Raw genomic sequence first — 15,488 nt, forward strand, 5'->3', positions numbered from 1 at the left:
TTAGTATTTTTACAACAAATATTTTTTAAAATGAGTAAACAAGACCAGTTTTTTAAACACATCACAGAAGGAAATACTTGTAAAGGAGACTTTATTACACTTGGATCTGCCATGTTAGATGGTCAAACGGTTAAAGATGCTTTTGTAAATGTCCCATTAAAAACCATGAATAGACATGGTCTAATTGCAGGTGCAACAGGAACTGGTAAAACAAAAACATTACAGGTTTTAGCAGAGAATTTAAGTGACAAAGGGGTTCCGGTTTTACTTATGGATATAAAAGGTGATTTAAGTGGATTAGCACAACCTAGTCCTGGTCATGTAAAAATTGACGAACGTCACGCTAAAATAGGACTTGACTTTGAAGCCAAAGGTTTTCCTGTAGAAATTATGTCGCTATCAGAACAAGATGGTGTTAGGCTTCGTGCAACTATTAGCGAGTTTGGACCTGTTTTATTATCTAGAATTTTAGACCTAACAGATACACAATCTGGTATAGTTGCTGTTATTTTTAAGTATTGTGATGACAACAAACTACCGCTTTTAGACCTTAAAGATTTTAAAAAAATATTACAATACTGTACCAATGAAGGTAAAGACGAATTTAAAGAAGAATATGGTCGCATCTCTTCAGCTTCAACAGGAGCTATTCTTAGAAAAGTAATTGAAATTGAACAACAAGGTGGTGATTTATTTTTTGGAGAAAAAAGTTTTGAAGTCGAAGATTTACTACGCACCACAAGAGATAGTCGAGGTTATATAAACATTATTAGGCTAACAGACATACAAGACAGACCTAAGTTGTTTTCTACATTTATGTTAAGCTTACTAGCTGAAATTTACGAAACCTTACCAGAACAAGGAGACTCTGGACAACCAGAATTAGTCCTATTTATAGACGAAGCACATTTAATTTTCAACGAAGCTTCAAAAGCATTATTAAACCAAATAGAAAGCATCGTAAAACTTATACGTAGTAAAGGGGTTGGACTATATTTTGTAACACAAAACCCAACAGATGTACCAGAAGGTGTTTTAAGTCAATTAGGTTTAAAAATTCAGCATGCTTTACGTGCCTTTACAGCCAAAGACAGAAAAGCCATTAAATTAGCTGCACAAAATTATCCAGATACAGATTATTATGACACTGCAGAAATCCTAACCGCACTTGGTACTGGTGAAGCATTGGTGTCTGCACTTGATGAAAAAGGTAGACCAACACCATTAGCTGCAACAATGATGCGTGCACCAATGAGTAGAATGGACGTGTTAACAAACAACGAATTACAAAATTTACTAGACGATTCTAAATTAGTTTTAAAATATAACGAAACCATAGATCGTGAGAGCGCATACGAGCTATTAAACAAAAAAATTGATAAAGCCGAAGCTTTACAAGCGCAAGAAGATGCAAAAGCCGAAAAAGAAAAGGCTAGCAAGCAAACCAAAACAACCTCAACACGTCGTCGTAGCACAGCACAAAACCCAATAATAAAGGTTTTAACCAGTGCAACATTTATAAGAAGTGTTTTTGGTATTTTAAAACGAGTAATGAAATAATATTTTTCGCTTTCGCGGAAATCACATAACCAACAATAACAATGAAAAAAACAATATTATCCCTAAGTTTATTAACCTTAATATTATCATCTTGTAACAACGAAGCTGATAAATTTTTAGTTACCAATCAAAACATTGGATTATTAACAGACTCTACTCAAGTTAAAGATTTAAAAAATATTTTTGCGGAAGACTCATTAATAAACCCAATAGCTGGTGACGAGTTTTCAGGCACATTAAATACTATTGATATTTATGAAAATGGAGGAAAACTATTATTAAGCTTAACTCCCAAACAAGCGCTAGACTCAACAGCTACAATATCTAGCATCAAAATTAAAGACCCAAGATTTAAAACAGACAAAGGCATAAACAGTAAAAGTACATTTGGAGATATTAAAGCCAACTATACGATTACTAAAATTCAAAACTCTTTTAAAAGCGCCTCTATTTTTGTAAAAGAAACAGATGCTTTTTTCTTAATTGATAAAAATGAATTGCCAGCTGAATTTAGATTTAATATGACTAAAACTATTGAAGAAGCTAATATACCTGAAACTGCAGCAATAAAATCTTTTATCTTAGGTTGGTAAAATATAATTAAAAATGAATACCAAATCAATACTTAATGACACTGTAAAATGGTGGGAAAGTAAAAGATTGATTTACAATATTATTGTTGGATTAGTTGGGTTAATTACTATATTAATAATGCAACCAATACATTTTGGATTTTTTGAATGTATTGGAATAATTATCTGGGGAATTGGAGCAAATATTTTTTTTAGCCTAGGAACATTAGTAGAAATTTTTGATTTGTACTATTTTAAAGGAAAACTAAAACTACACAACTATAGACCACTATTTTTAACACTAGGTTTATTTATTGCTTGTTTGATTACTTATACCAATGTAGTCAGTTATTATTTTTATCTATTTTAATATGAAAAATAAAAAATACACAATACAAAACAGTCCTTTTGTTGTTCCAACAACAGACGGAAAACTAATAGAAGAACACGTAGGTTTAGCAACCGATGGTAATAAAGACATCAGTATTGCACATATGGTAGCTCCTGCTGGTTGGAGTGAACCATTTCAAACACCAGAATTTGATGAGTACACCTATATTATAAGCGGAAAAAAACAATTTATAATTGATGATGAACAAATTGTACTTGAAGCTGGACAATCTATTAAAATAGAAAAAAACACACGTGTTCAATACTCTAATCCATTTACTGTGGCTTGCGAATATATTGCGATTTGCACACCAGCATTTTCGATGGATTTAGTAAACAGAGAAGATTAAAAAACATAATGAAAAAAACAATTGCTAAAGTACTTCCTAAAATAATTGGTAACAGTTTAAATGCTATAAGCTACATAGCTCCAAAATATGCAAGCGTAAAAGCTTTAGATATATTTGCAACCCCTAAAAAAGGACGTTTAAATCCAAAACAAAAAGCATTTCTAAACACTGCAACCCAATCCTCTTTAGATTATAACGATTTAAAAATACAAACCTATAACTGGAAAGGTACTAAAGAAACTATTTTATTAGCCCATGGATGGGAAAGTAATAGCTTTAGATGGAAGCAAATTATAACAGATTTACAAGCTCAAGATTATAATATTGTAACTTTAGATGGTCCTGCACATGGACAATCTTCTGGAAAACAATTTAATGCTATTTTGTATTCAGAGTTTATAAATGTAGTAGCCAATCATTATAATCCAAATGTTATTGTAGGACATTCGGTTGGAGGTATGTCTTCAATATTTTTTCAACATAAATATCAAAATAAAAGTCTAGAAAAAATGGTGTTACTTGGTGCTCCTTCAGAGTTTACCAAAGTATTTAAAAACTACGTTAATATGCTAGGTTATAATAAACGTATAGAAAATGGTTTAAACCAAATTGTACTAGAACGTTTCAATTATAAACCTTCACATTTTTCGGCTGCCAAGTTTTCAAAAGAAATTAATTTACAAGGATTAATAATTCACGATACACAAGATAAGATTATTAAATATGATGAAGCTAAGTTAATTTCATCTAACTTTAAAAATTCAACATTAATAACAACTGAAGGTTTTGGTCATGGATTACGCGATAAAAGTGTAAATCAAGCTGTGGTAAACTTTATAAACGCCTAATATTTTGGAAGAAAAACTAACAAGACTTAATAAATACCTCAGCGAAGCTGGTTATTGTTCTCGTCGTGAAGGCGATAAATTAATTGATGCTGGACGTGTCACAATAAATGGTGTTGTACCAGAAATGGGCACTAAAGTAAGTCCAAATGATGTGGTTGCAGTTGATGGAGAAATTATTACAAAATCTAACCAAAAACCGGTTTACTTAGCCTTTAACAAACCCGTTGGAATTGTTTGTACTACAGATACTAATGTAGAAAAAGACAACATTATAGATTTTATAAATTATCCTAAACGTATTTTTCCAATTGGAAGATTAGATAAATTAAGTGATGGATTAATCTTTATGACAGATGATGGTGACATTGTAAACAAAATATTACGTGCCAGTAACAATCATGATAAAGAGTATATTGTGACGGTTGACAAACCAATATCGCAAACGTTTATTAAAAGAATGGCTGGAGGTATATATCTTGAAGATTTGGATAGAACCACAAAAAAATGTGTAGTAAAAAAAATAGACTCGCATACCTTTAGCATTATTTTAACCCAAGGTCTAAACAGACAAATTAGACGTATGTGCGAATATCTAACCTACGAAGTGACCTCACTTAAACGTGTTAGAATTATGAATATAAAGCTTGATGTTCCTGTTGGAGAGTATCGTGAGTTTACTGAAAAAGAATTAAAAACATTACACTTACTTTTAGAAGACTCGACTAAAGTACACGAAACTAAAACTAACAACGAAAACTCTTCTAGGATTAGCAAAGCTAGTAAAGATAGACAATCCAAAAATAAACCTGAAGCTGAACAATCTAAAAGAGAAGATACAAGTCGATCAAGATCTAATCAAGATAGACCTATAAGAAACAGACGTAAAAAAGATTAATTATGAGTAGTATATCTCCTTTTCATTTAGCAATTCCTGTACATAACCTTCAAGAGTGTCGTATTTTTTATAGAGATATTTTAAACTGTGAAGAAGGACGTAGTAGTGACCATTGGGTTGACTTTAACTTTTTTGGGCATCAGTTAGTTATTCATTTTAAAGAAAAAACAGATGAAGACACTTCGGGTAATGAAGTAGATGGAAAACAAGTGCCTGTACCACATTTTGGAGTGGTTATAGATTGGGACGTTTTTACAACTTTTGAAAACGATTTAAAAACCAAAAACATCAACTTTATTATTGAGCCTTATGTTAGATTTGAAGGTCTAGTGGGAGAACAAAAAACCATGTTTTTTAAAGACCCTTCTGGTAATGCTTTAGAGTTTAAAACCTTTAGGGATCAATCGCAGTTATTTGCTAAATAAAGTACTTTAAAATTAATTACTAATTATCAAATGTTTGAGTAGAATTAACTACAATCAAATCTTTATTTTGTAATTTAAGTGTGGTTAAATAGTTTAATGATGGACAACATCGTCCATCATCTTCTGCATAGCAAGAAGACTTACCATATATTAAATTATTTTCTATTTTATCTAATTGAATAAAACCTTGACATTCAGTAATTTCCCAATTAGATTTAGTGGTTAAAAATGAAAAACTAGCATCTTTTTGTTGTAAAAAAACAAATAAATCTATCCACCATACATTACCTCCACCTCCACCACCTTCTGTATTAACAGGAATAATCATATCCTCTAACCCATCATTATTTAAATCTCCGTAGTACAAAAACTTTTTATCTCTAACTCTAGGTAGTGTAACAGCCATTTGAAAAAAACCATATTTCTCATCGTCATTTTCTGGTTTTGCATAATATATTAAAGAGCGTAAACTATCACTTTTAGTATCCACTAAAATGGTTTCTTTACCATAGTTTACATTATAGTAATTAAGAATATGATTACTAACATTAGTGTCTAGAAAAAATTTTTGTTTAGTTAAAAATCCATCAAACACATATACAGTATCATTCGCTTTTTGAATGCCAACCCATTCTCCTTTAATTATCTTGTTATTATCTTCAATGTCTTGAAAAACACCTGTTCGATATATAACAGAAACCGTTTGATTTAAATCAAATTTTCCTAATATTTTATCTTTTGGAGATTGTCTATAATTTAGACCAGATTCTGCTGAAACATAATATTTTTCAGCTTTTTTTTTAGGAAAACTTTTTAATGAGCTTGTTTCTAAAACTTCATCTTTACAACTCACACTTGTTATTAAAAGATAAACAAGTGTGAGTACGCTAAAATATTTCATTGTAAAGAATATTTGATCTGTTATTTATAAATAACAATTATCTATTATTGTGTCTTTCTCTAGCCAATAGTGTATTTTTAAGCAGCATTGCTATTGTCATTGGTCCTACTCCACCAGGTACAGGTGTGATGTGACTTACTTTTTTACTAACGTTTTCAAAGTCAACATCTCCAGTAATACGGTAACCTCTTTCTTTGGTCTCATCTGGTACACGTGTTATACCAACATCTATAATTACAGCATCATCTTTTACCATTTCTGCTTTTAAGAAATTAGGCACACCTAATGCCGAAATGATAATATCTGCTTGACTTGTTATTTGCGTTATATTTTTGGTGTGACTGTGTGTTAAAGTCACTGTACTGTTACCAGGAAAACCTTTACGTCCCATTAAAATACTCATTGGTCTTCCTACAATATGAGAACGTCCAATCACGACAGTATGCTTACCTTTAGTATCAACTTGGTATCTATCTAACAACTCTAAAATACCAAAAGGAGTTGCAGGTATAAAAGTAGACATGTCTAGTGCCATTTTACCAAAATTCATTGGATGAAAACCATCCACATCTTTATCAGGATGTACAGCCATTAATACCTTTTGGGTATCTATTTGTTCTGGTAATGGTAATTGGATAATAAAACCGTCAATATCACTATTATTATTAAGTTCTTCAATTTTATCTAACAATTCAACCTCACTTGTTGTGTTAGATAATCTTACCATTGTAGACTCAAAACCTACACGTTCACAAGCTCTAACTTTACTTCCTACGTAAGTTAAACTTGCTCCATCATTACCGACAATAACTGCTGCTAAATGAGGAACTTTCTCATTGTTAGCTTTCATTTTATCAACTTCGGCTTTGATTTCGTTTTTAATATCGTTGCTGACTTTTTTACCGTCTAAAATTGTCATTTTTTTAGTTGTGTGTTAGTTAATTATATAAAATAAAAAAACATGAGTTACCTCATGTTTTTCATTGCATTCATCATTGCTTTTCCTTTTCCTCCTTGCATCATTTTCATCATCTTGCTCATCTGATTAAATTGCTTAAGTAATTGGTTTACTTCTTGAACCGAAGTTCCAGATCCCTTTCCAATTCGTTTTTTTCGACTGGCATCGATAATTGAAGGGTTAGTTCTTTCTTTAATAGTCATGGAGTGGATAATGGCTTCAATACCTTTAAAAGCATCGTCATCAATATCTATATCTTTCATCATTTTACCTGCTCCAGGAATCATCCCAATCAGGTCTTTCATGTTACCCATTTTTTTGATTTGCTGGATTTGCTTTAAGAAATCGTCAAAACCAAATTGGTTTTTAGCAATCTTCTTCTGAAGTTTTCTAGCTTCAGCTTCATCAAATTGTTCTTGAGCTCTTTCAACAAGTGATACAACATCTCCCATTCCAAGAATACGATCTGCCATACGTGAAGGATAAAAGACGTCAATAGCTTCCATCTTTTCACCTGTACCAATAAATTTAATTGGTTTATTTACTACAGATTTAATTGATATTGCTGCTCCACCACGTGTATCTCCATCTAACTTAGTTAAGATAACACCATCAAAGTTTAAGACATCATTAAAGGCTTTTGCTGTATTTACAGCATCTTGACCTGTCATTGAGTCTACCACAAATAATGTCTCTTGTGGTTGTATAGCTTTATGGATGTTAGAGATTTCTGTCATCATGGCTTCATCAACAGCTAAACGTCCAGCTGTATCTATAATCACCACATTATGTCCATTTTGCTTTGCATGGGCAATACCTGCTTGCGCTATAGCAACTGGATCTGTATTACCTTTATCACTGTAAACATCTACTTTTATTTGATCTCCTACTACGTGTAATTGATCAACAGCTGCTGGACGATACACATCACAGGCAACTAATAAAGGTTTTTTAGTTTTTTTGTTTTTTAAGAAATTAGCAAGCTTACCAGAAAATGTAGTTTTACCAGATCCTTGTAAACCTGACATTAATATAATGGTTGGTGTACCAGACATATTGATGCCTTCAACATCTCCACCCATTAATTGTGTTAGCTCATCTTTTACAATCTTAACCATTAACTGTCCTGGTTGTAACGTTGTTAATACGTTTTGACCAAGCGCTTTTTCTTTAACGGTATTAGTAAAATTTTTGGCTATTTTAAAGTTAACATCGGCATCTAAAAGTGCTCTACGTACTTCTTTTAGGGTTTCGGCAACGTTTACTTCTGTAATACTACCATGACCTTTAAGTACATGTAACGCTTTATCTAACTTTTCGCTTAAATTATTAAACATAAATTTTCTGATTTTAAGAAGCACAAAAATAGGAATTTGAAGCGTATTTACGAAGTTTAGATTATAAATAATTACATAAAAAAAGGCTGCTAAAATTAGCAACCCTTAATCAACTTAACTAAAACTAAATTTTTAATCGCAATCTTTATCTAAAACAACTTCAATATTGCTATTTGTTACTTCATGTAATATTATTTGATTTGCAGTACACTCTACCACATAATAGTTTCCATCTAAAATCTGTACATTTCCTCCTGAAATATCTGATAAAGTAACCACAACTTGTCCTCCATCTTGAGAAGTAGACCAGTTACCTGTGTAGTTTTCGTTATCTGAATTTATAATCATGTTTTGATCATTTTCAAAATTTATATTGAAAATGTTAAAACTAGAATCACCTTCATAATTTGAAATTACCCATTTACAATCTTGTAAAATACCGTCAACATCACCTTCAGTACAAGATGAAGCACAATTTTGTACAATTAAATTCACAGTAAATATTTGAAATTCGTTTGGATTATTTACATGCTCTACTCTTACATAAATCACTTCAGTACTTGACATATTAGTGTATGGAGAAGCTAAAGGATTTACACTAGCATTAGCATCTGCTTCTGTATTAAAATAATAAATATTTAGATCACTTGATGTACAGTTTGGATAAAGCTCGTCTAATACAATTGTAGTTTGAAGGTCCAAACTTCCGTCGTCATCACAAACTGTAAATGTTATATCTTCAAAACAACTGTAAGCGAAATTAACATCACAATTTTGCTCTAAAACAACTAAGGTTTGGGTATTCATATTATATAATTCAAATAGATTTGTTTGACTACAATTGTCTATGATCCAAGATCCTGATAAATCTTCCCAATTAGTATCTAAATCTAATATAAATTGATTATCATCATTTTGACTAACCGTCCAAACACCATCATGTACTGAGTTACCATAAAGGTTATATGTTACAAAACTATAGTCTACATTAAATTGAATGTAATAACTATTTAATGGATCTGTTGTATTATACACTGGTAAATTCCATATACATTCTTTTAAGGCTAATTCTATTGCTTGATCTGTACAATCAGTATCATAAAAATTAAAGTCATCGTCTTCATCACAATCATCTTCAGCTTCAGCTATAGCAATTTCTAACTCTTGATTACTATTAACTTCTATAGTGTTGCCATCTGCTAAAATTAAAGTTACAGGAAAATTTAAACTAGTTATTACTGATGCGTTTAAGCTTTCTAAAAACAGGTATAAAGCCTCGTCATTATCTACGGTTACTGTTTCGCTAACTTGGAAATCTGTATCGTAAATAGAAAATGCTATTGGATACTGGATGTCTATACATTCAATATCATCATCAACTTCATTTTCATCATTACAAGTATTAATAAGTGCTAATAATTCTGATTCAGTATTAATAGTTATTGTTGAATAATCATTAAGTGTTAACGTTATAGGATAGCTAAACTGAATAGCCTCTTGACCCATTGTAAAGGTTTGAAACATTGTTTCTAGTTCTGCGTATTCTTCTATACTCTGAATTGTTATTGTAACACCATTTGTTGTAATTGTTACAGGTAAGACCACCTCTACACAGTTAGCATAATCTATGATATTGTCTATCGATCCATCATTTAAAGCAACCATAGACATGAGGTTGGCTGTGTCAGAATTAGCTTCAATAACATCCTCTTGCTCAGGGTTTACAATATCAGAAACTTCGTCTTGACAGGACAACACTAAGGTTAAAAACAATATTGGTAAGTAAAAATAAAATTTGAACGGTTTAAAATTAAAGGTCTTCATTTTGATTTTTTTTTGGTTATTTCTTCTTTTCATAGCAATACTTATAACTTGCTGAATATAAAACAACTCATGTACAAATAATCCTACCCTAATTAAAAAAAAATAGTTCTATTATTGTAAATTAATTATCTAAAGTTATTTAATGCCTAAACAGTTACATCAAAATATTTGTGATAAATCTTTATTTGAATCGTTTTTTAAAACGCATGCTAAAAACTTACATGACTTTTTGTTTTATAAATTTGGAACGCATTTAAATCCTGAAGATAAAGCACAAGAAGCTTTTGTTAAATTATGGGAAAACTGTAAAAAAGTACCACCTAATAAAGCTAAAAGTTATGTGTTTACAATTGCAAATAATTTAATGTTAAACGAAGTAGCGCATCAAAAGGTTGTACTAAAACATCAAAAAACAATAACCACACACCACACAAATTTGTCTCCTGAATTTTTATTAGAAGAAAAACAATACAGACAAAAACTAGAACAAGCTATTGCAAATTTAACCGAAGCACAACGTGTGGCATTTTTATTAAATCGAGTTGAAGGTAAAAGATTTAAAGAAATTGCTACCTTACTAGATATTAGCACAAAAGCAGTAGAAAAGCGTATTTATGGTGCCTTGAAAAAATTACGTCAGGAAATTGATGAATTATAAATAAAAAATTTATTTCTTTAGGGTAGGATTTTTCGCTACTAACTTGTTTTATTGTTGAATTGAAGTTATGGATAAAGAACAATTAATCTTAAAATGGTTAGATAATAACCTGACACCACAAGAGCTTGAAGCATTTAAAGCTCTTGAGGATTATGAAGCTATTATTAAATTATCTAATTATAGTCAAGGTTTTAAAGCTCCTAATTTTGATACCGAAGCAAATTATAATGCTGTTTTATCTAAACTAAACAAGACACCTAAAGCTAACAAAAATTGGTGGACACCTGTTTTAAAAATTGCTGCAATTTTAGCAATTTGTTTTGGTGCTTATTATTACACAACTACTTTAGATACTGTTATTGTAACACAATTAGCTGAAAAAAGTATCATTGAATTACCTGATAATTCTTCTGTAAATTTAAATGCACAATCAAGTATAACTTACAATACAAACCAATGGACCTCTAAAACACGTGAAGTTTCACTAAAAGGAGAAGCCTTTTTTAAAGTCGAAAAAGGTAGCACTTTTGATGTCATAACACCTTCAGGTACAGTTACTGTTATTGGTACACAATTTAATGTAAAACAACGTTTAAATTATTTTGAAGTTACTTGTTTTGAAGGTATTGTAAGCGTACAATCAAATGATAAAAAAACAATATTAAATGCAGGTCAATCGTTTTTAATTATCAATAATAAAACCATAAATAGTCATCCTGTTACAAAACATAATCCTGATTGGATCAACAATGTTAGTAGCTTTATTAGTGTTCCGTTAAACCAAGTATTAGCAGAATTTGAAAGACAATACAACGTTAAAATTGATGCTAAAAACTTTGACCAAAACGTATTGTTTTCTGGTAAATTTACGCATGATGATATTACAATTGCATTACAATCCATAACACAACCATTGCAGTTACAATACAAAAAAGTTAACAACACTATTATTTTAACGCGTGAGTAAATCGTTAAAAGCTACTGTACAAATATTTATATTACTGGTTTTTAGCTACTCTGTTTATGGCCAAAAAAAGCAGCCTCTTTTAGATGTATTATCAACCTTAGAGTATCAATTTAAGGTTAGTTTTTCTTATGCAGATCAAACCATAAAAGGTGTTATGGTTACCTATGATAGTAAAGACGAATTATCTAGTATTTTAAATAACATAGAAAATCAAACAGGTTTAAAATTCAATCTCTTAGATGATCATTTTATTACCGTTTCCACAACAAAAAATAATTTTAGTTTTCAAAAACTAGACGAGGTTGTTGTCTCCAATATACTTACAAAAGGTATCCATAAAAACAAATCTGGTAACATAACTATTAGTCCTAAATCCTTTGGACTATTACCAGGTCTGATAGAACCTGATATTTTACAAACCATTCAAGCTATTCCTGGTGTTTTAAGTGTAGATGAAACCGTTTCAAACATTAATGTAAGAGGTGGTACACACGACCAAAATCTAATACTTTACGATGGAATAAAAATGTATCAATCTGGTCATTTCTTTGGACTAATATCTGCATTTAACCCTTATTTAACAAAACACGTTGAGGTTATTAAAAATGGTACTACTGCACGATTTGGCGACGGAGTTTCGGGTGTTGTAGACATGCAATTGTTAGACAACACAAATCAAGATTTAAATGCAGGAATTGGTGTAAATATGATTACAGCAGATGGCTTTGCTGTCATTCCGTTAGCCAAAGACACACAACTACAATTAGCAACCAGAAGATCTTTAACAGATGTATTAACCACACCTACTTATAATCAATATTTTAAACGTGTCTTTCAAGATTCTGACGTAACAAATAACGAAACTTATACTACCAGTAAAGACGCTTTTAGATTTAGTGATATTGCACTAAAATTATTACATGATTTAAGTCCCAAAGACAAGATTAGATTTACTCTTTTAAACATCTTCAATCAATTAGATTTTGAAGAAACCTATAACAGTGATACTTCACAAAACACAAGTAACCAATTAACACAACAAAACCGAGCATCTTCCATACAGTATAAACGAGATTGGAACCATCAGTTTACAACTAATTTTAGTGGTTATTACACCAATTACGATTTAAAATCTACAGATTACGACATCACCAATAATCAACGTTTAGTACAAGAAAACAAGGTCATTGATAATGGATTTAATCTTGATGCCAATTATAAATTCACTCCTTTAATTAACGTTAATACTGGGCTTCAATTTAGTCAAATAGCAGTAAGTAATATAGAAGAAATCAACACTCCTTTATTTAAACGTAATCTTAGACGTGTACTTCGTACTTTTAGCGCTTTCGCGGAAACTGAGCTTCGTACAAAAAACAAAAAAACAGTATTAAAATTAGGAGTACGACATAACTATTTCAGGAAATTCAATATTTCTATTACAGAACCAAGACTATATTTAAGTCATCATTTTTTAAAACATTTTAAAGCCGAAATTACGGGTGAACATAAAAGTCAAAGTACTTCACAAATTATAGATTTCCAAAATGACTTTTTAGGTGTTGAAAAAAGACGATGGGTTTTAGCCAACAATAACACAATACCAATTCAAAAAAGTAAACAAATTAGTTTAGGACTATCCTTTAATAAAAATAAATGGTTGATTAGTACAGAAGGCTATTACAAACTAGTCGATGGTATTACTACACGTAATCAAGGATTTCAAAATCAATACCAATACACCAATGCATTAGGTCGCTATGATGTCAAAGGAATTGATGTTTTAATAAATAAAAAAATAAAAGATTTTAGTACTTGGGTTAGCTACAGTTACAGTAATAACAACAATGTATTTAAAGCCCTAAATCAAGGTCAAAAATTTGCAAGTAATTTTGATGTACAACATCAAATAAACTTTGGTAGCACCTATAATTGGCAACAATTAAAAGTTGCATTTGGTGTAAATTGGCATACAGGAAAACCTTACACTCAACCAAATGCTCAAAATCCAATATTAAATAACACCATCAACTATCAAAAACCAAATAGTAGTCGTTTGGATGATTATATAAGAGCTGACCTATCCTCTACTTATCAATTTAAATTAGGACAAAATAAAGCCGAATTTGGAGCTTCAATTTGGAATATTTTAAACAAAGAAAATATCTTAAATACCTACTACACCATAAATAATAATGAGATTTCTAAAATCGAAAACGTGTCTTTAGGACTGACTCAAAATGTGAGTTTTAGAATTTGGTTTTAAATTCTCTTAAAATTAATTAACAAACTATTATAACTTACAAAAACATACTAACTGGTGTTTTTTATATTTTTACGTCATGCAGCAAGAATTAAAATCAGAATTAACTAAACAATTAATACTGGATAACGCCTTTAATCTTTTTTACAAGTCTGGATTTAAATCTACTAGTATTGATAAAATAATGAAAGCTACAACTTTAAGTAAAGGAGCATTTTACCATCATTACAAAAACAAAAAACAACTTGGATTAGAAGTCATAACTTTAAAAGTTGAAAAAAGAGTTGTTAATGGAATGATTTTACCTTTAAAACAAACTGGTAATGCTTTTAATATATTGGAAAATGTATTTTTAAATCGCTTAAAATCTTTTCCTTTTTTTGAAAAACAACATGGCTGTCCTATGAATAATTTAATAAACGAAATTGGTGATCATGAAGTTGCTTATCAATTAGCCCTTAAAAACATAGTAGAAAACTGGAAACTATCTTTAATGACTTTAATAGAAAGAGGTCAAGCTGAAAAAACTATTAAAAACACGCTTTCAAGTAAAGCAATCGCTGTTTACTTAATTAGTGCGTTTGAAGGTATTAGAGGTATTAGAAAATTGTATAATGATGATTTAATACTGGATGACTACCTTCTAGGACTATCTATTTATCTACAACAAGTTAAATATTAATTTTTTTTAACCCAAAACATACCAATAAGTATGTTTTTAAAAACATCAAATAAAATGAGTAACAAAAGAAGAGATTTTATTAAAAAAACAGCTTTATTAAGTTTAGGTGGAGCTGCAATACCACAATTTGGAATGGCTAATTCAACAGACAATAATTCAAATTCTAAAATAATAACAGATCTAAGACCAAAAGTCTTATTTTTTGATGTTAACGAAACTTTACTTGACCTAACAGTCATGAAAAAAAGTGTAGCAGATGCACTTGGTGGCAGAAAAGATTTATTAAAATTATGGTTTACCACAATGCTACAATATTCATTAGTATCAACTGTTGGAAGACAGTATAATGATTTTGGTATTATTGGTGCTGCAGCTTTACAAATGGTCGCTCAAAATAACGGGATTACTATTACAGAAGACGATGCAAAAAACTCCATCTTAGGACCTATTAGATCATTACCTGCTCATCCAGAAGTTAAAGCATCATTACAAGCACTAAAAGATGCAGGTTATAAATTAATATCTTTTACAAACTCATCTAACAAAGGTGTTAAAACACAATTTGAAAACGCTGGCTTAACTCAATATTTTGATGATAGGTATAGTATTGAAGATATTGGTAAATTTAAACCACATACTGATGCTTATGATTGGGCTGCTAGAAAAAGTGGTTTAAATCCAAACGAGTGTATGTTAGTTGCAGCACATGGTTGGGACATTGCTGGAGCCATTTGGGCTAACTGGAGAACTGCATTTATTAGTAGACCAGGAGCTCAACTTTATCCTTTAGCTAATCCACCAGAAATAAATGAATCTAATTTAAAATTAATTGCAGAGCAACTAATAAAACTAAAATAA

The 15,488-nt window shown here is 30.5% G+C and carries 16 protein-coding genes; 12 read left to right on the plus strand and 4 right to left on the minus strand.

The genetic code is table 11. The features are described 5' to 3' along the window. The first annotated feature begins 30 nt into the window (after nucleotides 1-30). Genes JAO71_RS09235 through JAO71_RS09265 form a run of 7 tightly spaced genes read left to right on the plus strand, consistent with a single transcriptional unit; the run spans nucleotide 31 to nucleotide 5,040 of the window. Nucleotides 31-1,560, plus strand: coding sequence for a helicase HerA-like domain-containing protein (locus JAO71_RS09235; RefSeq protein ID WP_028606971.1), 1,530 nt, complete (start codon nucleotides 31-33; stop codon nucleotides 1,558-1,560). Between the two features lie 41 nt (nucleotides 1,561-1,601). Next, nucleotides 1,602-2,153 (plus strand): hypothetical protein, encoded by a 552-nt coding sequence (locus tag JAO71_RS09240; RefSeq protein WP_203000416.1) that lies wholly within the window; start codon nucleotides 1,602-1,604, stop codon nucleotides 2,151-2,153. 13 nt (nucleotides 2,154-2,166) lie between these two features. Then, nucleotides 2,167-2,502, plus strand: coding sequence for a hypothetical protein (locus JAO71_RS09245; RefSeq protein WP_203000418.1), 336 nt, complete (start codon nucleotides 2,167-2,169; stop codon nucleotides 2,500-2,502). Nucleotide 2,503: 1 nt separating this feature from the next. Next, nucleotides 2,504-2,872, plus strand: a complete 369-nt coding sequence (locus JAO71_RS09250) for a cupin domain-containing protein (protein WP_028289280.1) — start codon at nucleotides 2,504-2,506, stop codon at nucleotides 2,870-2,872. An 8-nt stretch (nucleotides 2,873-2,880) separates the two neighbouring features. After that, nucleotides 2,881-3,720 carry an alpha/beta fold hydrolase gene (locus JAO71_RS09255; RefSeq protein ID WP_215906982.1) on the plus strand — a complete coding sequence of 280 codons (840 nt, stop codon included), beginning with the start codon at nucleotides 2,881-2,883 and terminating at the stop codon, nucleotides 3,718-3,720. A gap of 4 nt (nucleotides 3,721-3,724) precedes the next feature. Beyond that, nucleotides 3,725-4,615 carry a 23S rRNA pseudouridine(2604) synthase RluF gene (rluF, locus tag JAO71_RS09260; protein ID WP_203000428.1) on the plus strand — a complete coding sequence of 297 codons (891 nt, stop codon included), beginning with the start codon at nucleotides 3,725-3,727 and terminating at the stop codon, nucleotides 4,613-4,615. Between the two features lie 2 nt (nucleotides 4,616-4,617). Continuing rightward, nucleotides 4,618-5,040 carry a VOC family protein gene (locus tag JAO71_RS09265; RefSeq protein WP_203000430.1) on the plus strand — a complete coding sequence of 141 codons (423 nt, stop codon included), beginning with the start codon at nucleotides 4,618-4,620 and terminating at the stop codon, nucleotides 5,038-5,040. 19 nt (nucleotides 5,041-5,059) lie between these two features. On the opposite strand, the gene JAO71_RS09270 is transcribed toward JAO71_RS09265, so the two are convergent. The 4 genes from JAO71_RS09270 to JAO71_RS09285 form a co-directional block, all read right to left on the minus strand. Beyond that, a complete protein-coding gene (locus tag JAO71_RS09270; protein ID WP_036598433.1) occupies nucleotides 5,060-5,893 on the minus strand; it encodes a hypothetical protein in 834 nt (277 codons plus the stop codon). Nucleotides 5,894-5,978: 85 nt separating this feature from the next. Next, nucleotides 5,979-6,860, minus strand: a complete 882-nt coding sequence (locus tag JAO71_RS09275) for a bifunctional 5,10-methylenetetrahydrofolate dehydrogenase/5,10-methenyltetrahydrofolate cyclohydrolase (RefSeq protein ID WP_028289276.1) — start codon at nucleotides 6,858-6,860, stop codon at nucleotides 5,979-5,981. Nucleotides 6,861-6,907: 47 nt separating this feature from the next. Continuing rightward, nucleotides 6,908-8,236, minus strand: a complete 1,329-nt coding sequence (ffh, locus tag JAO71_RS09280) for a signal recognition particle protein (RefSeq protein WP_116823353.1) — start codon at nucleotides 8,234-8,236, stop codon at nucleotides 6,908-6,910. 132 nt (nucleotides 8,237-8,368) lie between these two features. Then, nucleotides 8,369-10,060 (minus strand): hypothetical protein, encoded by a 1,692-nt coding sequence (locus JAO71_RS09285; protein ID WP_203000432.1) that lies wholly within the window; start codon nucleotides 10,058-10,060, stop codon nucleotides 8,369-8,371. Nucleotides 10,061-10,202: 142 nt separating this feature from the next. On the opposite strand from JAO71_RS09285, the gene JAO71_RS09290 reads away from it, so the two are divergent. From JAO71_RS09290 to JAO71_RS09310, 5 genes are all read left to right on the plus strand, one after another. After that, a complete protein-coding gene (locus JAO71_RS09290; RefSeq protein ID WP_054851668.1) occupies nucleotides 10,203-10,718 on the plus strand; it encodes an RNA polymerase sigma factor in 516 nt (171 codons plus the stop codon). Nucleotides 10,719-10,785: 67 nt separating this feature from the next. Then, on the plus strand, nucleotides 10,786-11,685 hold the full coding sequence (locus JAO71_RS09295) for a FecR family protein (RefSeq protein ID WP_203000434.1): 900 nt from the start codon (nucleotides 10,786-10,788) through the stop codon (nucleotides 11,683-11,685). Beyond that, a complete protein-coding gene (locus JAO71_RS09300) occupies nucleotides 11,678-13,951 on the plus strand; it encodes a TonB-dependent receptor plug domain-containing protein (RefSeq protein ID WP_317193477.1) in 2,274 nt (757 codons plus the stop codon). Before JAO71_RS09295 ends, JAO71_RS09300 begins: the two co-directional genes overlap by 8 nt. Nucleotides 13,952-14,027: 76 nt before the next feature. Next, nucleotides 14,028-14,630, plus strand: coding sequence for a TetR/AcrR family transcriptional regulator (locus tag JAO71_RS09305; protein ID WP_203000436.1), 603 nt, complete (start codon nucleotides 14,028-14,030; stop codon nucleotides 14,628-14,630). 54 nt (nucleotides 14,631-14,684) lie between these two features. Then, nucleotides 14,685-15,488 (plus strand): haloacid dehalogenase type II, encoded by an 804-nt coding sequence (locus JAO71_RS09310; RefSeq protein ID WP_203000443.1) that lies wholly within the window; start codon nucleotides 14,685-14,687, stop codon nucleotides 15,486-15,488.

Source organism: Olleya sediminilitoris (assembly GCF_016785945.1).
Classification (GTDB): Bacteria; Bacteroidota; Bacteroidia; order Flavobacteriales; family Flavobacteriaceae; genus Olleya; species Olleya sediminilitoris.